A 24868-nucleotide genomic window follows, 5' to 3' on the forward strand; every position below is an offset into this window, starting at 1 on the left:
ATTATAATTGTTTACTTTTGCATAAAAGAAAATCTATATATACCAAAATACATAAAAATCAATAGTATGAAACCAACTTTGTTGCTTCTTGCTGCCGGAATGGGCAGTCGTTATGGTGGACTGAAACAGTTAGACGGATTAGGTCCTAATGGTGAGACTATCATGGATTATTCTATCTATGATGCCATGAAAGCCGGTTTTGGAAAAATTGTTTTCGTGATTCGTAAGGACTTTGAACAGGATTTCCGCGAGAAAATATTGTCTAAATACGAAGGTCATATACCTGCCGAACTGTGCTATCAAGCACTAGATAGTCTGCCCGAAGGGTTCAGTGTACCCGAAGGAAGAGAAAAACCATGGGGTACAAACCATGCTGTGATGATGGCTAAGGGAATCATTAACGAACCTTTCTGTGTTATCAATTGCGACGATTTCTACAATCGTGACTCTTTTATGGTTATCGGTAAGTTCTTGGCCGACCTGCCTGAGGGTGCTAAGAATCAGTATTCTATGGTAGGTTTCCGTGTAGGTAACACGTTGAGCGATAATGGTACGGTGGCTCGTGGAGTCTGTGCCAAGAGCGAGGAAGGCAATCTGACTACTGTAGTAGAGCGTACTGAGATTATGCGTGTGGATGGTAAGGTGTCTTATAAAGATGAAAATGGTGAATGGGTAGCCATTGAAGACAACACACCTGTGTCTATGAACATGTGGGGATTCACTCCCGACTACTTCGAACATAGCGATGCTTACTTCAAAGAGTTCCTTAGCGACCCCAAGAACATGGAAAACTTGAAGGCTGAGTTCTTCATTCCATTGATGGTCAATAAGCTCGTGAACGAAGGTACTGCTACCGTTAAGGTACTTGATACTACAAGTAAATGGTTCGGTGTAACCTATGCTGCTGACCGTCAAGCTACTGTAGATCGCATTCAGAGCCTTGTTTCTGAAGGCGTATACCCTAATAAATTGTTCTAAATGAGATACTCCTTGGCTCGTGATAGTATCAAGGTTGCTACTTGATAAGATTACTATTCGAGCATGAGGATGCTTCTTTTGATTTGATGCCAAGGCTTAACAGCGATGCTGCCGAGCCTTGGCATTTTTGTTGAAAAGCCTTGGCAGTGATGCTGCAGGGGCGTTGCAGGGAGTTAAGAGTGATGAGTTAGGAGTGAGAATTTATTGAGTTAGGAGTGAGAAGTGAATAGTTTGGAGTGATAGGAGTATTCTGTTTTAAGAGAATGTGTGGCTCTCCGGCTATGGCATTCTCTTTTTTTTATTACCTTTGCAGCACTATGCAAATGAACATTCTAAACGATATTGAACTTGCACAATTACAGCAGGCTATTGGAGAATCGAATCATATAGTGGTGTGTTGTCATAAAGGACCGGACGGAGATGCCATCGGTTCGTCGCTGGCATGGACCGAGTATCTGCGTCAAGCAGGCAAAGAAGCTACGTTGGTTATACCCGATGCCTTCCCCGATTTTCTGAAATGGCTGCCCGGTGTGGAGCGTATTGTGCGCCATGATCGCCATCCAAAGAGTGTGGAAAAGTTGTTCGGACAGGCCGACTTGGTCTTCTGTCTCGACTTCAATGTGCTGGGTAGGGTGGAAGATATGGAACAAGTGCTCACGGCATCACCTGCCAAGAAGATTATGATAGACCATCATTTGAATCCTGATATGGACACAGTTTTGACGGTATCTCATCCGGAAATGAGCAGTACTTCGGAGATGATATTCCGCATTATATGGCAATTGGGAGCCTTCGATATGATGACCAAGAAGATAGCTGTGCCTATCTATTGTGGCATGATGACCGACACGGGTGGGTTTACGTATAATTCTTCGCGTCCGGAAATTTACTTTATCATTGGTCAACTTTTGACCAAAGGATTTGATAAGGATAAGATTTATCGGCAAGTATTCAACAACTATAGTTCTTGGGCCATTCGTTTCCGAGGCTATTTGATGAGTCAAAAGTTAAATGTCTTTGAAGATTTGCATGCTTCTTATTTTGCCGTTACTAAGCAAGATATGGAAGACTACCATTTCATCAAGGGCGATTTGGAAGGCTTGGTGAACGAACCTTTACGTATCAAGGGGCTGAAACTCTCTATTTCTCTGCGTGAAGACGACCGTCACGAGAACACTGTTTTGGTGAGTACACGCTCGGTCGACGACTTCCCTTGTAACCTTTTGGCTGCTGAATTCTTCAATGGTGGCGGCCATATGAATGCTGCAGGTGGAAAACTACATTGCTCTATGGCCGAAGCAGAGCAGATAGCACGTCGCGCCATAGCCCATTATGAGAGTTTTTTAAAAGGTTAAAAGTTTTATAAAACATGTAAGGTCAATCATAAATAGTAATCTTTTTTGTACCTTTGCGCGATAACATACAACACAATGAAGAAATTTACATTCCTCTTTCTCGCCTTGATAGGTGTCATTATCTTTGCTTCTTGTCGCGATCATGAGACGTATGCAGATAAGAAGAAGAAAGAACGTACAGCTATATCTCAGTATCTTGCGAAGGAAAAAGTCAATGTTATTAATGAATCGGAGTTCTTTAAAGATACAACTACCGATGTCAGTAAGAACGAATTTGTGCTACTTGAAAGCTCCGGAATCTATTTGCAGATAGTCAGGAGGGGAGCAGGTAAGCCTATTAAGAAAGGTGAGACTGCTAATGTGTTGTGTCGTTTTACAGAGACAAACTTGATGACCGACTCTGTCATCTTGAGTAATAATGTAGCTTATTATTCGATGATTTCGGATAAAATGACGGTTTGGAATACCAGTGGAACATACACCGGTGTGTTTGATAGTCGCAATAGTGTGATGTTTACTGCTTATAAAAGCACTTCAGTTCCGACTGGTTGGATGTCGGTGTTCCCCTATATTAAGTTGGGACGCCAAACTAAAGAGAATGAAGAAATAGCCAAAGTAAAGATTATTGTTCCTAGTGATCGAGGTACATTGGCGGCTTCTCGTGCGGTCTATCCCAGTCTCTTTGAGTTGACATTCCAACGAGATATCTAATAAAAACAACATAGTTAAAACCTTAATCCATGACATTAATAAAATCTATTTCAGGTATCCGTGGAACGATTGGTGGTTCTACGGGCGACACACTGAATCCACTTGACATCGTCAAGTTCACTTCAGCTTATGCAACTTTCATTCGTCGTAGCAAGCAGTCTAGCAGCAATACGATTGTGGTTGGGCGCGATGCACGTATCTCTGGTGAGATGGTTAAGAACGTAGTATGCGGTACTTTGATGGGTATTGGCTACGATGTGCTTGACATTGGATTGGCAACGACTCCAACAACCGAACTCGCTGTCCGTATGAGTGGTGCTGCTGGTGGCCTTATTTTGACTGCCAGTCATAACCCACGTCATTGGAATGCATTGAAATTGTTGAATCATGAAGGTGAATTCTTGACCAAAGACGATGGTAATGAAGTGTTAGCTTTGGCTGAGAAAGAAGACTTTGAGTATGCTGATGTAGACCACTTAGGTAAGTATACAGCCGATTCTACATTTGATAAGCGACACATAGAGTCGGTGCTGGCATTGAAATTGGTTGATGTAGAAGCCATTAAGAATGCTCATTTCAAGGTAGCTGTCGACACAGTTAACAGTGTTGGTGGTGTTATCCTGCCTCATTTGTTTGAAGCATTAGGCGTGGAATACACTTTATTGAATGGTGAACCAAATGGCGATTTTGCTCATAATCCGGAACCATTGGAGAAGAATTTGGGGGATATCATGACCGAAGTAGCCAAGGGCGGATACGATTTGGGTGTTGTGGTTGACCCCGATGTAGACCGTTTGGTGTTCATTTGTGAGGATGGAAAGATGTATGGCGAGGAATATACACTTGTTTCTGTGGCTGATTATGTGCTCGAGCATACACCCGGTAACACCGTAAGTAATTTGAGTTCTACGCGTGCTTTGCGTGATGTTACGGAGAAATATGGTTGTCAGTATGCTGCCGCTGCTGTTGGAGAGGTAAATGTTACAACCAAGATGAAGGCTGTGAACGCTGTTATTGGTGGCGAAGGCAACGGTGGAGTTATCTATCCTGAAAGCCATTATGGTCGTGATGCACTTGTAGGTATTGCCCTCTTCTTGTCTTTATTGGCTCATAAGGGCTGCAAGGTGAGCGAACTTCGTGCTAGCTATCCTAACTATTTCATCGCTAAGAATCGCATTGATTTGACTCCATCTACCGATGTTGATGCTATCTTGGAGAAGGTGAAGGAGATGTTTAAAGACGAACAAGTGACCGATATTGATGGTGTCAAGATTGATTTCCCCGATAAGTGGGTTCACTTACGTAAGAGTAATACCGAGCCAATTATCCGTGTTTACAGTGAAGCTGCAACAATGGAAGAGGCCGATGCCATTGGTAAGAAACTGATGCAGGTGGTTTATGATATGCAATAAAAATGGAATTACCAAATGAGGTAAATCTGTTTGGCGAGCCAAATGAGGCTCCATATCATACCAATAATCATCAAGATTAATACAACGAGGGTTAGAACAGAAAGGGCAGCCTTTCTGTTCACTTCGTTTATAACGGTTTTATCATCGTTGATAAAGCCATCTAGAAGTTGCATATTCTTGCTGTTGGCGCGATGAAAGAAGTCTATTACGTTGCCAACATAGAAAGGAATCAAGCCCAATAGCACATCGCGCAGCGTGTTGTTGAGTATTGCAAGCGTGAGTGGAATGGACCGTAGCTTGAACAAACTGAAGTAGATATGGACGAGAGAAAATAGGGCTGCGACCGTATCTCCGATTCCGCCGGGTACGAAACCAATCACCGCGTCTAGATAATATTGGTCTAGATACTGCGTTATTTGTTTCATACGGGCATACAATGCCGTCTTTTTGAGGTTCTCTTTTCTAATTTGATTGGTCATTGGTAGAGACGATTCCTTCTTCTTTGATAAGCTCTTGATAGGTTTCATCAAGGGTGTTCAACATCACGTTCATGTTGGTTTCGCTACCACAAGCAGTGAGGAATAGCTCGTTTAAATCGGCTTCTCCGGGTTTAAGTTGGCTGTCATTGATGAGTAAATGGATGTTGATAATCAGCAAACGGAGGATAGTTGGCTGATGGAGTGAGGCTTTCTTGGTTTTTGAAAGTTTGATGCCTGTAGTGTAGGATTTAAGGATTGTGCGCACCATCAAGTTGATAGCAAGTGGCTCGTTGGCTACAGACAGTTGGTTGCCATGCGTATATTGCTTCAGGTATTCGGCTACATCATAGAACTTTCCACGCAGTAAGTAGTCGAAATTTTGCTTGTATTCAGTGACCATAGCATCGTACAACTTCTGTGTTTTACATGCAAAACGCAGGTAATCTTGCATTGTTGGCTTTTTCGTTTCAAACTCTTTGGTGAGTCGTTGTTGTGCATCTGCTACGTCACGGTAGTTCAATCGGATGAACATGGTGAACATTATCATGAAGAAAGCGTCTGCAATCTGGTCGTAATGTTCCAGCATTGCTTGCTTGATGTTACGCGGGTTGTATTTCTTGTCGGTGTCGTCGGTAGGGTAGAGACTATCCATGATGCCCATGGTAAAGGCTTCGAAGAATGCCCTTATCAATGCGGTTGTGGCCTGATAACTGTTTACGTGTTTGCTATTCATCGTCTTGTTGTTTGGTATCCAAAGTTAATTCATTTCCTTCATAATCGCAAGTAGCGGCCTTGATATTTCTCATGAGTCCGGCATATTTGGCTCTCTTGACAGCACTCCCTTTGAAAAGTTTGCGGTAATCTTCCTCGCTTAGATTTATCCAATCGCCCCGTTTCATACGCAAAAGTTCTTCTTTGGGCTGCAATTCGGGTGTATCGTTGGGATGAGCGAAGCGATTCCATGGGCATACTTGTTGACAACGGTCGCATCCATAGATGGTTTCTCCCATCTTACATGCATATTTCTGTGGTATATCATTGCGATTTTCAATGGTCTGATAACTCAGACAAGCAAGTGCATTGAGTTCCTTTCCTTCTTGTAGAGCGCCTGTCGGACAGTTGTCTATACACCGATGGCAGTTTCCACATCGGTTCTTTGCTGGTTCATCGTATTCCAACTCAATGTCTAAAAACAACTCTCCAAGGAAGAACATGCTGCCTGCATGGGGAATAATCAATTGATGATTCTTGCCTATCCAGCCCAATCCTGCTTGCGCAGCCCAGTATCGTTCGAGCACAGGAGCGCTGTCGCAAAACACACGATAGTTTTCTACTCCTATCTTATCTGCCAACTCTCTGAGTTTATTTTTCACGATATCGTGGTAGTCTTGCCCCAATGCGTAAGCGGCAAAACGAAGTTCTCCGTCCTCAAAATCATGTGCCGGAGCATAGTTTAATGCCACACATACGATGCTCTTGAGTCCATCCATGAGCAGTCGAGGGTCGAGTCGCCTGTCGGTATAGTTATTCATATAAGCCATACCGGCATAATATTCTGCATCCAACCAGCGTCTGACGTGACATGCTGTAGCCTCGTCTACTCTGTCGGCTTGCGCAATGCCACAAGCAAAGAAGCCGAGGTTTTTAGCCTCGGCTTTTATTATTTCGCTTAATTCTTGCTTATTCGAAGATTTTAAACTCATATCCTTGCTCTTGCAACCATTCCAAAGCTCTCGGCAAAGCATACTTTAATTTATCGATACTTTTAAGAGAATCGTGGAAAGTAATGATGGAACCGTTACGCGCATAACGCTTTACGTTGTTCAAAACATCCTCGCCTGACAGCCATTTAGAGTAGTCGCGAGTGACTAAGTCCCACATGATAATCTTGTAACCACGCTTCAACCACCAGTATTCACTGGGTCTTAACCAACCGTGGGGAGGCCTGAATAGATGGGCATGTATCAATTCATTGGCCTTATGCGTGTTGATAGCGTAAGTGAATGTCCAATGTTTGAAAGCTCCGATGTGATTGAATGTGTGGTTTCCAACCTGATGTCCGTCCTCTAATATTTGGTTGTAGAGATCGTGATGGCGCAACACATTCTCGCCAACCATGAAGAAAGTGGCTTTCGCATTGTACTTCTTCAGGGTCTCAAGAATGAAAGGTGTTGATTCGGGAATGGGTCCATCGTCGAACGTCAGATACACTGAATGATCGTTAGGATCCATTCTCCAAATAGCACCGGGATATAACCAGCGCAGCCATTTAGCAGGTTGTTCAATTAGCATGCGCCTTTAATCCCTGTTTGGTAAGATTCCACCTTTTGCTCGATAACGTGCAAATACGGTGTTAAACATATTGTTCCACTTGCCAGCCAGCTTCTTATCAACCATAGGAGCGTCGTCTGCAATTTGTCGCATAATAGTCATCTCGCGGAGGCATTCGCTCATTGATTGTGCAAATCGATCGGCATTGAGGCTCAAGTACCACTCCATGAGTTGCTTAGAATGCTTCCATACGTCATTCATAATGGTCATGGATTGCTGCTTTTTGCCCAAAAGAGCATATGCACGAGCCAAATCCAAAGCCCCTATGGCATACAGATAAGACCCGTTATATGATGCACTGTAGGGTACATTATAGCTTGGAATCTCTTTGTCAACCTTCTCTAATACCTTTAAAGCCTTCTGCTTTTGTCCTTCGGCAATGAGTCGATTGGCCAGTTCGGCATATAGATTTCGATGTGTATAACACATGCGTATGACCGTTTCATCGAGATAAAGTCCGGGCTTGGAGAGGCCTCCGAACTTGTAACGATTCATCAAGTTGTTGTACACTTTCTCCGTATCGTAGCGCTTAGCACCGGGTTTATTGGTGGTGAAAGGAGTAATACGATTGGCCAATCCTTCTTGTACGAAGTTGTCACCAAGGTTCATATAGTTGTCTTCACCTACTGTCAGAGCCACGTAAATAGGACGTTTCCAGTCGCATTGTGCTATCATTTCGAGCATCATCAGGTCGCCCTTGTAGAGCGCATCCTTGTTAGCTAGAGAGATAACCATGCGATCAGGGATGGTATCACTGGCCATTAACATACCGCTTTTACGCACAGCGTCTTTATCAACCGTTACATATACGGTGTCGGTAGGGATGAAATGCATATCAGCATCCTTTGAGCGTACCCAGTATTTCAGAATGTTCTTTAATTCAAACGGGTTGTCGCCAAATTGCTTCTTGGCTGCTTCTGGATTGGTCTTATAGAACTCCAAAATCTGTTTTTTGGCTTCGGGCTGAATCGATACATACTCATTGGTACCTGAACAGTAGTCGAGTCGAGGCCATGTGATAGGCACAGAAGGGGAGTCGTAAGCCGGACGCCTCATCTGATCGATATACCAATCGGTCTGTAGATAGCTGAGATTGCAGACGCGTGCATCTGTGCGAACACCCTCAACATCCTGATTATACCATAGCGGGAAGGTGTCGTTATCTCCATTGGTAAAGATAATGGGGTTGCCTTTATCTTGCAATGTCATCAGATAATTCTGTCCGAAGTCGCGGCAAGTGTATCTTCCACTGCGGTCATGGTCGTCCCATGTCTGGCTTGCCATTTGTATTGGAACGAGCAATGCTAGCAATGATACGACGGCAGCTACGACAGTTCCACTTACATGCAGGTACTTCTTGATGAGGTCATAGATTGCTGCGACACCGATACCACACCAAATTGCAAATGCATAGAACGAACCGGCGTAGGCGTAATCGCGCTCACGTGGCTGCATAGGTGTTTGGTTCAGATAGATAACGATAGCTAAACCAGTCATGAAGAACAAGAAGAATACCACCCAGAACTGGCGTATTCCACATTGTCCACGCCATGCTTGCCAGAACAATCCGAGCAATCCGAGCAACAAAGGCAGGCAATAGAACACATTGTGTCCCTTGTTATTCTTTAAGTCATCGGGCAGTTTGCTCTGGTCGCCCAGTCGTGCATTGTCCACGAAAGGAATACCGGTAATCCAGTTACCATGCTCCAATTCTCCGTTACCTTGTATATCATTCTGTCTTCCGGCAAAGTTCCACATAAAGTAACGCCAATACATGAAGTTGCATTGGTAGGAGAGGAAGAAGCGGATATTCTCCAGTTGTGAAGGCATTTTCACCGTCATGGCTTCCCCACAACGATCATATGCCACGTCGTAACCGTCTACACCGCCCATCCAGTCTTCGTAGGCTTGGGCGTGGGGAGCATCATACATGCGTGGGAACAACATGTTCTGTGCATATTGGTACTTGTTTTTATGGCTTACGATGAAGTAAGAATCCTTCTCGTTTTTGTTGGCTTTTTCCTTGCGACTATAGATAGGTGCACCCTGTTTGGTAACAGGTCGGCACATATTGCCGTCTGTTTTCAATGCCACCTGCGATGTGTAGGCCTGTCCATAAACCAATGGGCGGTCGCCATACTGGTCGCGACTCAGGTAATTTCCGAGCGTGAAGATGTCTTCAGGAGAGTTCTGATCCATCGGTGGATTGGCCGATGAGCGGATGACAACAAGCGCGTAGCTGGAGTAACCAATCATCAGCATGAGCATACAGAGTAAGGTTGTATTCTTTATACGAGCCGAGACGTAGCTCACCTTTGCTTTTCCCTCTGTCTTTTTGAGGTTGAGGGCAAACCACAATACTGCCAATACGATGATACCAACTGCGGCTGCGCCCACACCATTACCAAAGAAAGGAATACCCAACATGGCAACAGAAAGCACGAAAGCCAGATTTTGTCGTTTCTCACTTTGATCGGTATAGCTCTCGTAAATAGCCCAAATGACGGTAGCTACCAAGAGAATGATGTAGACAATCTCACCTGTATTGAATGGGCATCCGAGTACGTTGACGAACAACAATTCAAACCATCCACCCACGGTAATGATTCCCGGAACGACACCATAAAGAACGGCTGCCACAATGACAAACGCTCCTAAGAGTGCGAACAGTGAACCTTTAAGTTCGATATTGGGGAACTTGCGGTAGCAGTAAACCAGTACAATAGCCGGAATACACAGCAAATTGAGCAGGTGTACACCAATGCTTAAGCCGGTCATATAGGCTATGAGCACGAGCCAACGGTCACTATGAGGTTCGTCGGCGTGGTCTTCCCACTTCAATATGAGCCAGAATACAATGGCTGTGAAGGCCGATGAATAGGCATAAACCTCACCCTCTACGGCTGAGAACCAGAATGTATCGCTGAATGTATAAATCAATGCACCGACCAAACCTGCACCTTCAATGATGATCAATTTGGCTGTTGTGAGCTCGTCCCAGTCCTTCATGATGAGCTTACGGGTTAAGTGTGTGACGGTCCAAAAGAGGAACATGATGGTCGTAGCACTCAATAATGCGCTCATTGTATTCACCATTCGAGCTACTTGTGAAGGCTCGTTGACAAACTGACTAAACAAGTTTGCGGTGAGCATGAAGAATGGTGCTCCGGGTGGGTGTCCGATTTCGAGTTTAAATGCAGTCGTGATAAACTCTGGACAGTCCCAGAAACTGGCTGTCGGTTCAATTGTTGAACAATATACGAATGCCGCAATAAAGAATGCAACCCATCCAAGTATATTGTCCACTAATTTGTACTGTCTCATAAATTTGTTTGTGAATAATGATTGCAAAGATAGATTAAATCAAGCATATTGCAAAATATTGCTTGCGTTTTTAAACATTATTGTATGGCTATTTAGGCTCTCTTATGGCGTAACTCATTAACTAATGAACTTATAAACTCACAAACTTATTTTGTTGCAGAGCCTAGGCAGTATTGCTGCAGGGGCTTGTCAAAAATGCTGAAGAGGCTAGGCAGGAAAGTTGCCGAGGCTTTGCAGTCATTTCGTTGACAAGTTAACGAGTAGACAAGTTGACGAGGTCTGGAGTTAAGAGTGGGGATTTAGGAGTGAAGAATGGTGAGTTTTTATAGACCACTTCTATGGTCTGATAGATAGAAAATGCTGTTCTATTTTGGTTATGGGTATGTCGGTGTGTTCATGATAATGCAGTGTGCGATTGACACAAGCTACGTGTTTCACGTTCTCAATGATTTCGGCGATGTCGTGACTTACCACAATGACAGCGCAATCGTCATTGATGCGGTGCAGCATCTCGTACATCTGTTCTTGGAAACGTTTGTCGATGTAGGTATTGGGCTCGTCTAATACCACGACTTCGGGATTGGAAACAATGGCTCTCGCCAATAATACACGTTGTAATTGGCCACCGCTGAGCTGTCCAATGTGTCGTTTTTCGAGTCCTTCGAGCTCCAGCCTTTCAATGGCGTGACGTACCTGTTGGTGTTGTTCTTTGGTGTAGGGATGTAGAAAACGTTTCTGTCTGCTGAGTCCGGAGAGTACCACTTCGTATACGGAAATAGGAAATTTGCGGTCTATTTTGTTATATTGTGGCAGATAACCCATGGAAAGTTCATTTACAACTTTGCCTTCGCGTCGGTAGATAATTTCTCCTGTTTGTGGCTTCATCAGGCCGAGTATGACGCGCATGAGCGTAGTTTTGCCACCCCCGTTAGGCCCTATGATGCCTAGATAGTCGTGGTCGTAGACTTTCAACGACACGTCTTCCAATGCCATGACAGCTCCGTAGGTGGCTGAGATATGGTTGAGTTCGATGATTGGTTGTGCCATGTCTTACTTCAAAAGTTTTGCAATATAAACCATCTCTTGATCCCAATGGTAGCCTAGTGGATTGATGATAGATTGCTTTGCAGCTACTCCAGCTGCAACAACGTTCAAATTTCGATTGGCTATCTCTTTTTGTACGAAGATGACTTTTACCTGTTTTTGCTTGGCTAATCGAATGACTTGTTGCAGTTGTGCAGCACTTGGCTCGTGTCCCTCTTCCTCAACAGGTATTTGAGTAAGCCCATAGTCGCGGGCAAAATAGGTGAGAATGGGATGATAGATGAGAAAAGCGTTGGCCTTTTCCTGAGTGATATGCTCTCTCACCTCGTTGTCTACCATGCTGATATGGTCTAGTAGATTTTCCAAATTCTGCTTGAAATAGAGGCTGTCTCGCGAATCTATCTCTTTTAACTTGTTGAAAATGTTGATGGCAATGATGCGGGCATTGGTTGCACTCATCCATGTATGGGGGTCGTCGAAGCCATTAAGGGTCTTCACAGGGGCTATACCGTCTGATGTATCTACCATGATGGTGTGCGGAGCGTTGGCTATGAGTTTCTTCATCCATGTGCGCTCAAATCCGATATTGCCTATTTTTAAAAACAAATCGCTCTTCGAGAGCTCCATCATTTGCTTAGGCGTGGGCTCGTAGGTTTCGGGATTGCCACCTTTGGGTACCATGGTGATGACTTTGAACTTATCGCCTGCTATCTGTTCTGTGAAATAACGAAGGGGCTCTATGGACACCATGATGGTGCGTTGATTGTCTACTTTGCCACCCGTACACGAAGTCAGTGAGGCCACTGACAGGATAAGGATGACGTATCTTAGAAACTTTCCCATACTCATACTAATAGTTGAAATAAAAAAATTGGCTCTCATGAGCCCTAATGCAATGGTGATGGCACTTCCAAGGAAAGGTATGAAACCGAAGAATCCCATCCAAGCGCCTCGTCCACCCATGAATTTCGTGGCACGATTAAGGTTTTCTGGACTTACATGTAGATATTTCTCTATCCAGTCGAGACGCCCTAAGCGCCCTACACTGTAGTTGAAGAGTCCGCCCATCACGTTGCCGATGGTAGCAGAAAATACTAAAGGCCAAGGTTTCAAACCGGCAGCCAACAGTCCTAGCATAACGGCTTCGCTGCTGAATGGTAAGAAACTACCGGCCAAAAAGGCAGCCAACAGCATGCCCCAATTGCCCCAATTGATTAGAAACTCAGTGATGGAACCCATAGATTGATGGCTGTTAGAGTGAGTGCTATGACCAACATCATACAGAAAGCAATGTTGGTTATCCGCGTACGAGTGAGTGCTAAGAAGTGCCCAATGAGTGGTGCTGTGGTGATAATGCTGATGCGTAGTAGCTCAGAATAGTGTTGAGGCTGTAGAAAAATGAAAATAAACGCGGCTGCATCTATCACGACAAAGACTTCATAAAACATGCGGGTTCTAATCTTATCGTTGTAGCTATGACGGAAAAAGTGGATAGTTCCGGTCATGGCAAGAATGATTAAGAAACCGCAAGTGAGTAGTTGGTTGAATGGAAGTTGCTGGATTTGTCCTATAGGTTGGAATAGGGCTAGTTGCTGGAAATGCAAAATCAATTCCGTAGGGTTATCCATCCATACATCATAACCAGCTAGGAACCAATAGGGGACTGACAGTCCGAGCAGACTGGCACATAGGGTTTTCACGCTTCCGGCAAGGATGTTGGTGTAGAGTATCACCCAAAGAATGGGTACAAAATAGAGTATTTGAACAAAGAAGATACTGGCAATGCCCCACATCGCAAAGGCATAGAACACCCAGCCGGTGGCTCTATTATCTTGGTATCCTCTAAAGAAAAACAGGAAGAAAGCGATGATGCATAACTGTAAAAGGCTTCCTTCTAAGGATGGAAGCAAGAAAGCTGCCATCGTACATAGCACGAGGAAGGAGCAGGAAACCATACGACTATAAATACGGATAAGTGCATATGCATTGTTAAGTTGTACCATCATGAATGAGGCTAATGCCAAACAAGCCGTTTGAATCCACAATTGATGCTCCATCAATGCATAGGCACACACTCCCAAAGCATAGATGCTGGTCAATGGGAGCGCGTATCTACTGGTTGCAATTTTTCTCTGTAAACTCTTGTTTACCAATCTGCTATACCTTCCTTGTTATGTTTTTAGTGAATAATAGTTATTGAATTACAAGTCTTGACCGATGTCAGTTCTAAAGTATTTATCCTTGAATATAATCTTCTGAGCACCTCGGAAACTCTTTTGGAGAGCTTCTTCTTTGTCCTTTCCATAGCTGCTAACGGCAATAACACGGCCACCATTGGTGACAACCTCGCCTTCTTTAAGAGCTGTGCCGGCATGGAAGACGATGGAATCTTCTACATCTTTGATGCCTGAAATGGGATAACCTTTGACATATTGCTGTGGATAACCACCGCTAACAAGCATGACACAGACGGCCGAACGGTCATCGAATTCAATCGAACGTTGGTCTAGATTGTCCTCGGCAACGCCCTCGAACAGTTCGACAATATCGCTCTTGAGCCGCAGCATGACGCTTTCGGTCTCTGGATCACCCATACGACAGTTGTATTCTATAACCATTGGCTCGCCATCAACATTAATTAAGCCAAAGAAGATAAATCCTTTGTAGTCGATACCTTCGGTAGCCAATCCCTCAACAGTGGGGCGGATGATGCGATCTTCGACTTTTTGCATCCACTCTTTAGTGGCAAATGGAACCGGCGAAACGCTTCCCATACCACCGGTATTCAACCCCGTGTCGTGCTCACCAATGCGTTTGTAGTCTTTGGCTTCGGGCAAAATCTTGTAATTTTTACCATCCGTCAGTACGAATACAGAACATTCGATACCACTGAGAAATTCCTCTATAACCACGGAAGCACTGGCATCGCCGAACATTCCACCCAACATGTCGCGGAGTTCTTGCTTGGCTTCATCGAGTGTAGGGAGTATCAAGACGCCTTTTCCGGCACATAATCCATCGGCTTTGAGCACGTATGGTGCTTTCAATGTCTCAAGAAACTTCACTCCTTCTTCAATATTTGTACCGTTGAAAGTGCGATATTGAGCCGTAGGTATGTTGTGTCGCATCATGAAACCCTTTGCAAAATCCTTGCTACCTTCAAGTACCGCTCCTGCTTTAGAGGGACCGATAACTGGGATATGAGCCGTTCTTACATCCTGTTTCAGGTTGTCGTAGATTCCTTTTACCAATGGATCTTCCGGTCCAACGACTATCATGTGGATATTATTCTGCAAAGCGAAGTCTTTGATAGCGTCGAAATCGTCGGCTTTGAGATTCACATTGGTGCCGCAGTTGGCCGTTCCGGCATTGCCCGGAGCTATATATAATTGGTCTACTTTGTTGCTTTGTGCAATCTTCCAAGCCAAGGCGTGCTCACGACCTCCGCTTCCTAGTAATAATATATTCATCGTTGTTGTTGGATTTAAAGGGTTATGTAGATTCTTACACCAATATGCTTGTTATTTATTTACGGGCAGATAGTCAAAGAAGTATTGGCTGATACGCTTGTGTAAGTGGGTACTTTGATGCCCACGCATGTTGTGTGGCTCGCCCGGATACATGAAGAAATCAGGCTGAGTACCATCTAATATGCACTGATGGATAAATGCTTTGGCATGTTGTGGCACCACTACGGGGTCGTTCTCGCCAATGATTATCTGCAATTTTCCTTTGAGATTCTTGGCTTGTTTGATTAAGCTCGTCTTGCCATATCCCTCCGGATTGTTCTGTGGAGTGTCCATATAGCGTTCGCCATACATCACTTCGTACCACTTCCAATCGATAACCGGACCACCGGCAACGCCCACTTTGAACACGTCGGGATAGTTGGTCATGAGCGAGGTGGTCATAAATCCGCCGAAACTCCAGCCATGTACGCCTATCTTATCGGCATCCACATAGGGCAATGTCTTCAAGTATGCGATGCCTTGCATTTGGTCTTTCATCTCTTCTTGGCCAAGTTGGCGGAATGTAGCCTGCTCGAAAGCCTTGCCACGATTCTCACTTCCGCGGTTATCAAGAATGAAAAGAAGGTATCCACTCTGCGCCATGAAAGTCTCCCAACCACGACTTGCATAGTGCCAACGGGCATCTACGTTGTGTGCATGAGGCCCTCCGTAAACGTAAATGATAGTCGGATATTTTTTCGTTGGGTCGAAATTGGTAGGTTTCACCATACGATAATAAAGGTCGGTGGTACCATCTGCGGCTTTCAAAGAGCCGCAACTGTATTCCGGAACATCGTAATCTTTCCATGGATTGACCGCAGTGAAGTAGCGGATGTGCTTTCCATTCTCCGTATTCATGATGTCGATGTTGCGTGGAACAGTCGGTTCGGAATAGTTATCAAGAATGTATTGTCCGCTAGTGCTGATTTTTGCGGTGTGCCAACCGGCACCATTGTCCATCAAAGCACGCTTTCCTGTCTCAATATCTACAAGCCATGTGTTCTTTTGAATGGACTTACACTCATTGCTAGAGATGATAATCGCGCGGCGTTTGGTATTGAATCCGAGCACATCCATGACCACCCAATTGCCTTGGGTAATTTGTTTGAGTTGCGTACCATCGCTACTGAACAAGTATAGGTGGTTGTAACCGTCTTTTTGGCTCTGCATGATGAACTTAGAATGATCCCATGGTAAAAAGACGATAGGGTGTTGAGGCTCTACATACTTGCTATCTGTCTCGCGATAAAGTTCGGCAATCTTATCACCTGTAGTGGCGTTGTAGCTCACCAATCGACAATCGTTTTGGTCTCTATTGAGCTCAAACATGTAGATAATCTTGGAATCTGGACTCCATGAAATGTTCGTGAAATAGCGGTCGGTAGGGTCACCTGCTTTCAAATAAACAGTATGGCCGCTCTGCAAATCGTATACTCCGACGGTCACTTTGTGCGATGTCTCGCCAGCCATAGGATATTTTAGCGGAGCAGGGGTAGCCATGCGCGATTGCCCATCTTGGGGCTTCCAGTCATTTTCGGGGATGTCAACGAGGGGAAACGAAGCCACCATGCTCTGATCCATACGATAGAATGCCAACTTATTACCATCGTTGCTCCAGTATGTTCCCTTTGATATGCCGAATTCATCGCGGTGTACACTCTGTCCATAAACGATGTCATTACTGCCATCGGTGGTTAGTTGTACGGTGCGATTTCCTTGCTTTACGTAGAGCTGAGAGTCTTTCACATAAGCTACGGCCTTACTGATGGCATTCCAATCTGCATGCTCTTGTCCAGTCAAAGACTGTGACCAAACAACCGATTTCTTCCGAAAATCATAGAGAAGACGGCTTTTCATGTTGGTCAATAGAACTACCGTCTTACCGCTATAGGGGAACTCTGCATAGTATAAACTATGTACTTTGCCCAAGCTATCGGCCACATGCTTGTTCACATCTGATAGATTAAAGAGTATCTTCTCTTTACCATTCTTCGCATCAATAGTCTTGCATGCGTCGGCATCAAGTCGCACCAATTGGTCTCCCCACCATGTTGTGTAACGGTTTTGGGGCACCATATTATAATAATTGTTACCTCCGAAGTTGAGATCTTCAAGGGTAAAGTGCTTTAATTGCGCCTGACTCATGGTCGTGGTTGCTATGAATAGAATGGTAAGTAAACTCTTAATCTTCATCATTATCAAATCTTTTACGTCTTTTATCAAATCCTGTGCGACGGTCACCTTTACCGAATCCACCTTTAAAATCTTTCTTTCCGAACGAGCCTTTGCGGTCGTTGGTGAAGCGTTTACGTGGACGTGAGTCGTCATCATCAGCCCGGCGAGGTTCCCGACGTTCCAATGAATGGAATTTAAAGGAGCGAATATCGGCTGCTTCATTCTCTTCTTCTTCGTCCAATCGTTTCTTGAATTCGCGGTTTTTCTTAAAGCGATGCTTCTCTGCCATTTCTGCTTTTTCTTTCTCAGTCTTCACGATACCGCCCTCAGAACGGAATTCTTTCATTCTACCATCGAACATAGCATACTTGCGGAACTCGCATTCCAGACTTCCATTGTATACAGGTATCTTGATAGAAGGCTTGAGGCCAATTTGGTCGAAACACTCTTCACGATAGCTTAATACCCATGCTTCGTTGCCTGTAAACTGATGCTTGAGTCGTTCACCAATCATTTTATAAGTGCCTAATAGATTAGGTGTGGAGATACGCTCGCCGTATGGAGGATTCATCACCATGATAGCAGGGGTCTCTGGCTTTGTGAAATTCTTGAAATCTTGCTGTTCTATCGTTACGTCTTTGGTAAGTCCGGCAGCTCTAACATTCAGTCTTGCTGTGTTTACGGCCTTCATATCAATGTCGTAACCATAAATATGGTGTGTGAACTCGCGCTCTTGTGAGTCGTCATTATATATCTCATCGAACATTTCTTGGTCGAAGTCGGGCCATTTCTCGAACGCATATTCTTTGCGGAATACACCCGGACTGATGTTTCTAGCAATTAAAGCGGCTTCCACAACGATGGTACCTGAACCGCACATTGGGTCTATAAAGTCGGTATCGCCTTTCCATCCAGTCATCAATATCATACCCGCTGCAAGTACTTCGTTAAGCGGTGCCTCTACCGACTCTTGTCGATAACCGCGGCGATGAAGACTTTCTCCACTGGAATCGAGCGACAGTGTGGCTTTATCTTCGGCTACATGAATATTCAATCTGATGTCCGGATTGCTTACACTGATATTGGGTCGCTTGCCGGTTTTCTCACGAAACTGGTCTACAATGGCATCTTTCACCTTGTAAGTCACGAAACGTGAGTTTCTAAACTCTTCTGAATAAACCACCGAATCAACCGAGAAAGTCTTACCTTCTTCTATATATTTGCTCCAGTCTATCTTCTTTACTTCCTCGTACATATCGTCAGCCGACTTCGCTTTGAAGTGTGCGATAGGTTTCAATATACGAATAGCTGTGTGCAATTGGAAGTTCGCACGATACATCATTCGCTTGTCGCCGGTAAACGAAACCATGCGTCTACCAATCTGTACATTGTTTGCTCCCAGTTGGGTTAGCTCTTGTGCCAAGACTGTTTCCAATCCCATAAAGGTCTTGGCAATGAGTTCAAATTCCATTGTTTAATTTGCTATGTTTAATTTTTCTTATATTTCTTCGTCTGCGGTTCCATGTCCTCGGTCACCCATACGTTTGCTCCGATGATGCAACTGTCGCCGATTGTGATGCGACCTAATACGGTAGCGTTGGCATAAACTATTACGTTGTCTTCCAAGATGGGGTGGCGTGGGATGCCTTTGATGGGGTTTCCGTTCTCGTCGAGTGGGAAACTCTTGGCTCCTAACGTCACACCTTGATAGAGTTTTACGTTATTTCCGATAATACAGGTAGCACCGATAACCACACCCGTACCGTGGTCTATGGTGAAATATTGGCCTATAGTGGCCTCCGGATGGATGTCGATACCGGTCTCGGAGTGTGCCATCTCTGTCATCATACGAGGAATCAAAGGCACGTTTAATTTATATAGTTCGTGAGCCACACGATAGTTTGTCAGCGCTTTTATCACCGGATAACATGATATAATCTCTGCATAACTGTCAGCGGCAGGGTCTCCGTTGAAAGCAGCTATGACGTCTGTGCTCAGTGTTTGTCTGATTTCTGGTAACTTAGCTATGAGCTTCATGGCCAAGTCTTCGGCCGATTGGCGAAGTGAATCCATCACATGTTCATCCTCTTGTTTATCACAATCGGAGAAACATAAGCCCGCCAGAATTTGGTCGGACAATAGTTTATAAAGGCGTTCGACGTTTACACCGATATGAAATTTGATGGTATTGGTATTTACGGAAGATTTTCCGTAATAGCCGGGAAATAGAATTGCACGTGACAAATCGATGATTTCCTCAAGCACCTTGCCTGAGGGAATAGGGTCGCCGTCGCGATGTTGATGGAACAAACCTTTCAATGAGCGTGGTTCAGATAGCTCTTCTACTGTCTGTGCCAACACACGAGTAAGATGTTCATGACTCATTCCGATGTTGATGTATCAATAATTTGGGAACAAAGATAATCATTTTTTGTCTGCATAAGTGTATGAATGTGCTATTTTTTGTATGTGTGAATTATGATTTTTAGCAACTTTTAGACAATGTAATCCTTTGTCCCACCATCACATATTTGTCAGAACTGTCTGTCAGATTCTTATTTTTCTATATCTTTGCAGCATATAATCAACATTTGAAAAGATGAAGATGAATTCCCAACCCCTTTCAACTATCATACCAAATCGAAAGAGAGGACAACAGGATGTATTGCAGTTGGCTACGGAACCTTTAGATAGAATACGCATTGGTTTTGTAGGATTAGGGTATCGTGGACAGTCGGCTGTCAAGCGATGGTCGCATATTGATGGAGTGGAAATCGTAGCATTATGCGATGTTAATATCGATTTTGTCAATCAATGTGCTGTTGTCATTGGGAAGGAAAACGTGAATTTATTTTCTGGGCAAGATGGTTATGCCCGGCTATGTGCATTGTCTAGTCTCGATATTGTATATATATGTACCGATTGGCAGAGCCATACCGAGATAGCACTATGTGCTATGGAGCATGGCAAGCATGTGGGCATAGAGGTGCCGGCAGCTTTGTCGCTGACCGATATATGGCAGTTGATAGACAAGGCGGAGCAGACTCGACGGCATTGTATGATGTTGGAGAATTCTGTATACGATTATTTTGAAACTGCTATTCGGCAGTTATATCATCGTGGAATATTCGGTAATGTTGTGCATGTGGAGGGTGGTTACACTCATTTTATGACCGACCAATGGACGACTTGGCGCATAGAATACAACCGAACACATTGTGGTGATGTGTACCCCACGCATGGATTGGGACCACTCTGCCAGTTGCTTGATATTCATCGCACTGATCGCTTCGATTATTTGGTGGCTATGCAGAGCGATGCTTATACCGGTGGAGCAGTGTATCAGCGCCTGATGGATAAACCATGTGAGGAATTCTCGAATGGCGACGAAACCACTATGCTTATTCGAACATTGTGTGGAAAAACTATTACGCTCAGTCATAATGTGATGAATCCACGCCCTTATAGTCGTGGATATAAAGTTGTCGGCACACAAGGATATGCTTCAAAATATCCTCATCCACAAGTAGTGTTGGCAGAGGGTAGCCTCCAACAGTTGCAATTACCATTGGAGTTTGCTAATCAGGTGTTGAGTAACGATGTGGTGGAACCACTGCTTCAAGCGCATTATCCTACTTATTTCGGCGAGCAACAAGCCTTGGCTCACAAGCTAGACCCACGTGGTGGTATGTCGTTTTATATGGATTATCGGTTGGCTTATTGTCTACATCGTGGCTTGCCGCTCGATATGGATGTGTATGATATGGCCGAATGGTGTTGTGTGAGTGAATTGTCGGCTCTCTCCATAGCCCATGGGGCGATGCCAGTAAGCGTTCCCGATTTCACAAGAGGGGCTGCGCAAGTGTAGTCTTGTTTTTATTTGAAGAAGTGGTGTAAGTCGAATAGCATTACAATCCAATAACTGTTATTTCTTTAGGATAGATAAGTTGGATTTCTGCAGGGGCTTGGCAATATTGCTGCCAAGCCCCTGCAGAAATGCTGAAAGCCCCTTGCAACATTGCTGTTTGTGCTCGGCAGTAAAATGGGTGATTGCCATGAAGATTGCATATGAGTTTATCCTATTTTCTTATATCGGCTTGCAACTTTTCTAAGTAAGTCTACGTCAAACATCTAGAATCAAATAAATACACGGATAGAGATGAAGAAATTATTGACATTGGCATTGGTTGCTGTCTTTATTTTAGGTACAGTAGGTTGTCGTTCGTATAGCAATAGCAGCTCGAAAGAGCAGATAGGACGACGCATTCAGGTTCGTCCTTTTGAACAAATAGAAACCCGTCTGTTGGGAAAAGTTGTTTATCAGCAGGCTGATACTTTGGGAGTACGATTGGAAGGAGATAAAGATAGGGTTAATAACGTATTGGTTTCGTACGACGGAAATCGTATTGTCTTGAGTCAAAAGAACAGCGTTAACTTTTTCCCTTTTGGCAATAATCAAGATGGAAAACTTACTATCTATATCTCATCTCCCGATTTGACGGCTGTCGAATTAAAGGGAGCCGGCTCTTTTGAAGTTGATGGCAAACTGGATACTGATACATTATCGTTGATATTGCGGGGTGCTGGAGATATGAATGTGCCTGATATTGTATGCGATTATTTTGCAGCTCAGCTTCATGGAGCAGGCGATATGCGCTTCGGACATGTAGAAACAGTGAGCAGCGATGTGCAGGTACGGGGGGTAGGTGATATTGATATGAACCTACGAAATGCTGCTCGTGCCTATTTTAGTGTACATGGTACGGGCGATATAGATGCCAGTTTAGATCGTTGTGGAACGGTAGATTGCGAACTTGCGGGTGTGGGTGACATCACCCTAAAGGGACAAGTCAAGCAGTTGAAGCAATCACTTCGTGGTACAGGAGATATTGATGTGTCTGATTTGCGTGTAGGGAAATAGACTAGAACACAAGTGAAATAGAATGTATGTTATGCACGCTTATTAGATTAGGTGTGCATAATGTGTATCGTGAAAAACAAAAATGTGCTAAAAAGTTTTTGCTTTTTAGTGAATATGCTTAACTTTGTCACTGTTTAATATATTGACAGTTTTAATGGATTATGCAATTATTGCAGCCGGCGAAGGTTCTCGTTTGGCCCAAGAGGGGGTGGAAGCGCCGAAGCCTCTAGTTAGAATTCAGGATGAACATTTGATTGATAGACTGATAAGAATCTTTATGGCGAATGATGCAGAGAGGATTTTTGTCATCTGTAATAGCAAAATGTCCGACGTAAGTTTACATTTGGTTAATCTTGAGAGAGATGGTTTGAATGGGCGCCCTATACCTTTGAACTTCTTGGTAAAGTCTACCCCAAGTTCGATGCATAGCTTCTTTGAGTTGAGTAAGCATCTAACTCATGGGCCGTTCGTGCTGACTACAGTAGATACAATCTTCCGTGAGGATGAGTTTTCTGACTATATTCAAGCTTTTAAAAAGACTATCGAAGTGGGAGAAGATGGGCTGATGGGAGTAACAGACTACATTGATGACGAGAAACCGCTGTATGTAGGAACCGATCAAGAGATGAATGTGACAGGATTCTATGATGACTCTGTAGAGGGATGTCGGTATATATCGGGTGGTATATATGGCTTGACGGGGAGCGCAATCAATACACTTGCCGACTGCATGGAGCGAGGAGAAAGTCGTATGCGCAACTTCCAACGCGGACTAGTTAGAGATGGTCGCCGGTTGAAAGCATTTGCCTTTTCGAAGGTAATGGATGTTGATCATGCGTCGGATATAGTAAAAGCAGAGACGTTTTTGTCTAATCAATAACTTGAAAGAGTTGAAAACGAGAGAGTTAAAAGTTGTAGGTGTTCGTCGAGACGATCGCTTTTCACCTAATTCTGTGGAGAAAGATCGGCTGATTTTAGAGGCTGTCGGACACCATTTGGCTATGGATATGGTCGTAATAGATGAATCATTGCTCGATGAGAGTGTTGAAGCCGACATCATATTCTCTATGGCTCGCCTACCCAAGACGCTACAAGTGCTTCGCTTATTGGAGCAACGGGGAACTTTGGTTATTAATTCTCCGGTTAGTGTGGAGAACTGTTCGCGTACCAAACTGGAGCAAATGATGGCGGCAATGGGTGTTCCTATGCCGGAAAAAACGGGACGAAACGGTTATTGGTTGAAGCGTGGCGATGCCGCAGCACAACAAAAAAGCGATGTCGTCTATTGTCGAGATGCCGATGAATTGGCTGCTGCTAAGACTGAATTTGAGCGCCGTGGCATTACAAACTGGGTGGTGAGTGCACATGTTCTGGGCGATTTGATTAAATTTTATGGCGTTAGAGGAGGTTTTTTCAAGTATTATTATCCCAGTGATGATGGTATCAGTAAGTTTGGAGCAGAGGCGATTAACGGGCAAGCCCAGCATTATCCGTTTGCTCTAGACGATTTGAAAGAGACCGTGGCAAAGGTTGCTGATATTACCGGTTTGGCTGTCTATGGTGGTGATGCCATTGTTGATGCTACCGGACATTATTATATTATAGATTTTAATGACTGGCCTAGCTTCTCTCGTTGTCGCGAGGAAGCAGCTGCAGAGATAGCACGTTTGGCCGTCGATAATGATAGATAAAAGAAATGGAAAGTAGTTTTAAAGAGCTGTTACAGGCATCGTTTAAATCCCAAGATACCGAGGAGTGGTTGGATGTACACTTTACCCGTCCCATAGGACTGGTGTTTGCGCTCCTTTGGAATAAGTTGAATATCCATCCAAATGCAATTACTATCCTCTCTATTTTCTTAGGGATAGGTGCCGGATATATGTTCTATTTCACAGATTTGACGCATAATATCATGGGCGTATTGCTGTTGATGTTTGCCAATTTCTGTGATTCTACCGACGGACAGATGGCTCGTCTCACCGGTAAGAAGACTTTGGTAGGTCGTGTTTTGGATGGTTTTTCGGGCGATGTATGGTTTGCTTGTATTTATATAGCGATTAGTTTGCGCCTCATGAATGAGTATATGCCTTATACAGATGTCAAGTGGGGCGTATGGATTTGGCTTCTTAATATTGTTGCCGGGCTTGTTTGTCATTCTCCACAAAGCTCTTTAAGCGACTATTATCGTCAGATACATCTGTTCTTCTTGAAAGGTAAGAGTGGTAGCGAGCTAGATAATTATGCCAGTCAGCGTGCTGTTTACGAGCAGATGAAGCGAGATGGTAATCTCTTGGGACGCATATTCTACTACAATTATGCCAATTATTGCAAGAGTCAAGAGCGTCGTACGCCTAAATTTCAGGCTTTCTTCAAGCATTGGCAAGAGCAGCCTAACGAGGTGGTGAGGCAAGAATTCTTAACAGGAAGCCGCCCATTGATGGCTTATACCAATATTTTGACTTTCAATACACGTGCTATTGTCATTTACATTACGTGTTTGTTGAATTGTCCTTGGGTCTATCCGTTGTTTGAATTGTCGGTGATGACCTGTCTTTATATCTATATGCACAGTCGTCACGAGAGCCTGTGTGGTCGGCTGACCGGTAAACTTGCTCAATAGTTATTTAAT

Annotated in this window: 21 protein-coding genes; 9 read left to right on the forward strand and 12 right to left on the reverse strand. The window is 44.1% G+C overall.

All coding sequences use genetic code 11. The features are described from left to right. Nucleotides 1–66 precede the first annotated feature (66 nt). The 4 genes from AC1EK4_RS02675 (at nucleotide 67) to glmM (ending at nucleotide 4456) form a co-directional block, all read left to right on the forward strand. Nucleotides 67–978, forward strand: a complete 912-nt coding sequence (locus AC1EK4_RS02675) for a glycosyltransferase family protein (RefSeq protein WP_062432642.1) — start codon at nucleotides 67–69, stop codon at nucleotides 976–978. 317 nt (nucleotides 979–1295) lie between these two features. Then, entirely contained in the window at nucleotides 1296–2333 is a 1038-nt protein-coding gene (locus tag AC1EK4_RS02680) for a DHH family phosphoesterase (protein ID WP_480356916.1), read from the forward strand. A 75-nt stretch (nucleotides 2334–2408) separates the two neighbouring features. Beyond that, nucleotides 2409–3044 (forward strand): BamK family beta-barrel-assembly machinery protein, encoded by a 636-nt coding sequence (bamK, locus tag AC1EK4_RS02685; RefSeq protein WP_036895862.1) that lies wholly within the window; start codon nucleotides 2409–2411, stop codon nucleotides 3042–3044. Nucleotides 3045–3073: 29 nt separating this feature from the next. After that, nucleotides 3074–4456: a phosphoglucosamine mutase gene (gene glmM, locus AC1EK4_RS02690; protein ID WP_036895861.1), complete on the forward strand. Its 1383-nt coding sequence runs from the start codon at nucleotides 3074–3076 to the stop codon at nucleotides 4454–4456. 8 nt (nucleotides 4457–4464) lie between these two features. Here the strand turns inward: glmM and AC1EK4_RS02695 are convergent, their stop codons facing one another. The 12 genes from AC1EK4_RS02695 to epsC all read right to left on the reverse strand — a co-directional run bounded on the left by AC1EK4_RS02695 (nucleotide 4465) and on the right by epsC (nucleotide 19703). Beyond that, a complete protein-coding gene (locus tag AC1EK4_RS02695; RefSeq protein WP_480356918.1) occupies nucleotides 4465–4935 on the reverse strand; it encodes a DUF4112 domain-containing protein in 471 nt (156 codons plus the stop codon). Beyond that, nucleotides 4919–5668, reverse strand: a complete 750-nt coding sequence (locus tag AC1EK4_RS02700; RefSeq protein WP_036895856.1) for a hypothetical protein — start codon at nucleotides 5666–5668, stop codon at nucleotides 4919–4921. Before AC1EK4_RS02700 ends, AC1EK4_RS02695 begins: the two co-directional genes overlap by 17 nt. Continuing rightward, nucleotides 5661–6638, reverse strand: a complete 978-nt coding sequence (queG, locus tag AC1EK4_RS02705) for a tRNA epoxyqueuosine(34) reductase QueG (RefSeq protein ID WP_062432652.1) — start codon at nucleotides 6636–6638, stop codon at nucleotides 5661–5663. The genes AC1EK4_RS02700 and queG overlap by 8 nt, the downstream gene beginning before the upstream one ends. Then, nucleotides 6616–7227: a polysaccharide deacetylase family protein gene (locus AC1EK4_RS02710; RefSeq protein WP_036895850.1), complete on the reverse strand. Its 612-nt coding sequence runs from the start codon at nucleotides 7225–7227 to the stop codon at nucleotides 6616–6618. Before AC1EK4_RS02710 ends, queG begins: the two co-directional genes overlap by 23 nt. Before the next feature lie 6 nt (nucleotides 7228–7233). Then, entirely contained in the window at nucleotides 7234–10590 is a 3357-nt protein-coding gene (locus AC1EK4_RS02715) for a glycosyltransferase family 117 protein (protein WP_480356922.1), read from the reverse strand. A 336-nt stretch (nucleotides 10591–10926) separates the two neighbouring features. Next, a complete protein-coding gene (locus tag AC1EK4_RS02720) occupies nucleotides 10927–11637 on the reverse strand; it encodes a metal ABC transporter ATP-binding protein (protein ID WP_480356923.1) in 711 nt (236 codons plus the stop codon). Between the two features lie 3 nt (nucleotides 11638–11640). Continuing rightward, entirely contained in the window at nucleotides 11641–12873 is a 1233-nt protein-coding gene (locus AC1EK4_RS02725) for a metal ABC transporter solute-binding protein, Zn/Mn family (RefSeq protein ID WP_480356924.1), read from the reverse strand. Beyond that, nucleotides 12849–13787, reverse strand: a complete 939-nt coding sequence (locus AC1EK4_RS02730; RefSeq protein ID WP_036895842.1) for a hypothetical protein — start codon at nucleotides 13785–13787, stop codon at nucleotides 12849–12851. The genes AC1EK4_RS02725 and AC1EK4_RS02730 overlap by 25 nt, the downstream gene beginning before the upstream one ends. A gap of 48 nt (nucleotides 13788–13835) precedes the next feature. Further along, nucleotides 13836–15104 carry a phosphoribosylamine--glycine ligase gene (purD, locus tag AC1EK4_RS02735; RefSeq protein WP_036895839.1) on the reverse strand — a complete coding sequence of 423 codons (1269 nt, stop codon included), beginning with the start codon at nucleotides 15102–15104 and terminating at the stop codon, nucleotides 13836–13838. A gap of 51 nt (nucleotides 15105–15155) precedes the next feature. Further along, the gene (locus AC1EK4_RS02740; RefSeq protein WP_036895989.1) at nucleotides 15156–17336 is read right to left on the reverse strand and encodes a S9 family peptidase; all 2181 of its coding nucleotides are present in this window, start codon (nucleotides 17334–17336) and stop codon (nucleotides 15156–15158) included. After that, nucleotides 17326–18789 carry a THUMP domain-containing class I SAM-dependent RNA methyltransferase gene (locus tag AC1EK4_RS02745; RefSeq protein WP_062432657.1) on the reverse strand — a complete coding sequence of 488 codons (1464 nt, stop codon included), beginning with the start codon at nucleotides 18787–18789 and terminating at the stop codon, nucleotides 17326–17328. The genes AC1EK4_RS02740 and AC1EK4_RS02745 overlap by 11 nt, the downstream gene beginning before the upstream one ends. A 17-nt stretch (nucleotides 18790–18806) precedes the next feature. After that, nucleotides 18807–19703: a serine O-acetyltransferase EpsC gene (epsC, locus tag AC1EK4_RS02750; protein WP_062432659.1), complete on the reverse strand. Its 897-nt coding sequence runs from the start codon at nucleotides 19701–19703 to the stop codon at nucleotides 18807–18809. A 214-nt stretch (nucleotides 19704–19917) separates the two neighbouring features. Between epsC and AC1EK4_RS02755 the strand changes: the two genes are divergently transcribed. The 5 genes from AC1EK4_RS02755 (at nucleotide 19918) to AC1EK4_RS02775 (ending at nucleotide 24859) form a co-directional block, all read left to right on the forward strand. After that, nucleotides 19918–21186, forward strand: a complete 1269-nt coding sequence (locus AC1EK4_RS02755) for a Gfo/Idh/MocA family protein (protein WP_480356926.1) — start codon at nucleotides 19918–19920, stop codon at nucleotides 21184–21186. 291 nt (nucleotides 21187–21477) lie between these two features. Next, nucleotides 21478–22239 (forward strand): GIN domain-containing protein, encoded by a 762-nt coding sequence (locus AC1EK4_RS02760; protein WP_036895832.1) that lies wholly within the window; start codon nucleotides 21478–21480, stop codon nucleotides 22237–22239. A gap of 154 nt (nucleotides 22240–22393) precedes the next feature. Further along, complete coding sequence (locus tag AC1EK4_RS02765; protein WP_036895830.1) at nucleotides 22394–23119, forward strand: sugar phosphate nucleotidyltransferase; 726 nt, start codon at nucleotides 22394–22396, stop codon at nucleotides 23117–23119. A gap of 1 nt (nucleotide 23120) precedes the next feature. Further along, nucleotides 23121–23930 (forward strand): ATP-grasp domain-containing protein, encoded by an 810-nt coding sequence (locus tag AC1EK4_RS02770; protein WP_480356929.1) that lies wholly within the window; start codon nucleotides 23121–23123, stop codon nucleotides 23928–23930. Nucleotides 23931–23935: 5 nt separating this feature from the next. Next, the gene (locus tag AC1EK4_RS02775) at nucleotides 23936–24859 is read left to right on the forward strand and encodes a CDP-alcohol phosphatidyltransferase family protein (RefSeq protein ID WP_480356930.1); all 924 of its coding nucleotides are present in this window, start codon (nucleotides 23936–23938) and stop codon (nucleotides 24857–24859) included. Nucleotides 24860–24868: the final 9 nt, after the last annotated feature.

Source organism: Prevotella sp. C0026C3, assembly GCF_056590795.1.

Coding starts and splice junctions, on each gene's coding strand:
- AC1EK4_RS02675 (WP_062432642.1), top strand. CDS start 67: ATGAAACCAACTTTGTTGCTTCTTGCTGCCGGAATGGGCAGTCGTTAT.
- AC1EK4_RS02680 (WP_480356916.1), top strand. CDS start 1,296: ATGCAAATGAACATTCTAAACGATATTGAACTTGCACAATTACAGCAG.
- bamK (WP_036895862.1), top strand. CDS start 2,409: ATGAAGAAATTTACATTCCTCTTTCTCGCCTTGATAGGTGTCATTATC.
- glmM (WP_036895861.1), top strand. CDS start 3,074: ATGACATTAATAAAATCTATTTCAGGTATCCGTGGAACGATTGGTGGT.
- AC1EK4_RS02695 (WP_480356918.1), bottom strand. CDS start 4,935: ATGACCAATCAAATTAGAAAAGAGAACCTCAAAAAGACGGCATTGTAT.
- AC1EK4_RS02700 (WP_036895856.1), bottom strand. CDS start 5,668: ATGAATAGCAAACACGTAAACAGTTATCAGGCCACAACCGCATTGATA.
- queG (WP_062432652.1), bottom strand. CDS start 6,638: ATGAGTTTAAAATCTTCGAATAAGCAAGAATTAAGCGAAATAATAAAA.
- AC1EK4_RS02710 (WP_036895850.1), bottom strand. CDS start 7,227: ATGCTAATTGAACAACCTGCTAAATGGCTGCGCTGGTTATATCCCGGT.
- AC1EK4_RS02715 (WP_480356922.1), bottom strand. CDS start 10,590: ATGAGACAGTACAAATTAGTGGACAATATACTTGGATGGGTTGCATTC.
- AC1EK4_RS02720 (WP_480356923.1), bottom strand. CDS start 11,637: ATGGCACAACCAATCATCGAACTCAACCATATCTCAGCCACCTACGGA.
- AC1EK4_RS02725 (WP_480356924.1), bottom strand. CDS start 12,873: ATGGGTTCCATCACTGAGTTTCTAATCAATTGGGGCAATTGGGGCATG.
- purD (WP_036895839.1), bottom strand. CDS start 15,104: ATGAATATATTATTACTAGGAAGCGGAGGTCGTGAGCACGCCTTGGCT.
- AC1EK4_RS02740 (WP_036895989.1), bottom strand. CDS start 17,336: ATGAAGATTAAGAGTTTACTTACCATTCTATTCATAGCAACCACGACC.
- AC1EK4_RS02745 (WP_062432657.1), bottom strand. CDS start 18,789: ATGGAATTTGAACTCATTGCCAAGACCTTTATGGGATTGGAAACAGTC.
- epsC (WP_062432659.1), bottom strand. CDS start 19,703: ATGAGTCATGAACATCTTACTCGTGTGTTGGCACAGACAGTAGAAGAG.
- AC1EK4_RS02755 (WP_480356926.1), top strand. CDS start 19,918: ATGAAGATGAATTCCCAACCCCTTTCAACTATCATACCAAATCGAAAG.
- AC1EK4_RS02760 (WP_036895832.1), top strand. CDS start 21,478: ATGAAGAAATTATTGACATTGGCATTGGTTGCTGTCTTTATTTTAGGT.
- AC1EK4_RS02765 (WP_036895830.1), top strand. CDS start 22,394: ATGGATTATGCAATTATTGCAGCCGGCGAAGGTTCTCGTTTGGCCCAA.
- AC1EK4_RS02775 (WP_480356930.1), top strand. CDS start 23,936: ATGGAAAGTAGTTTTAAAGAGCTGTTACAGGCATCGTTTAAATCCCAA.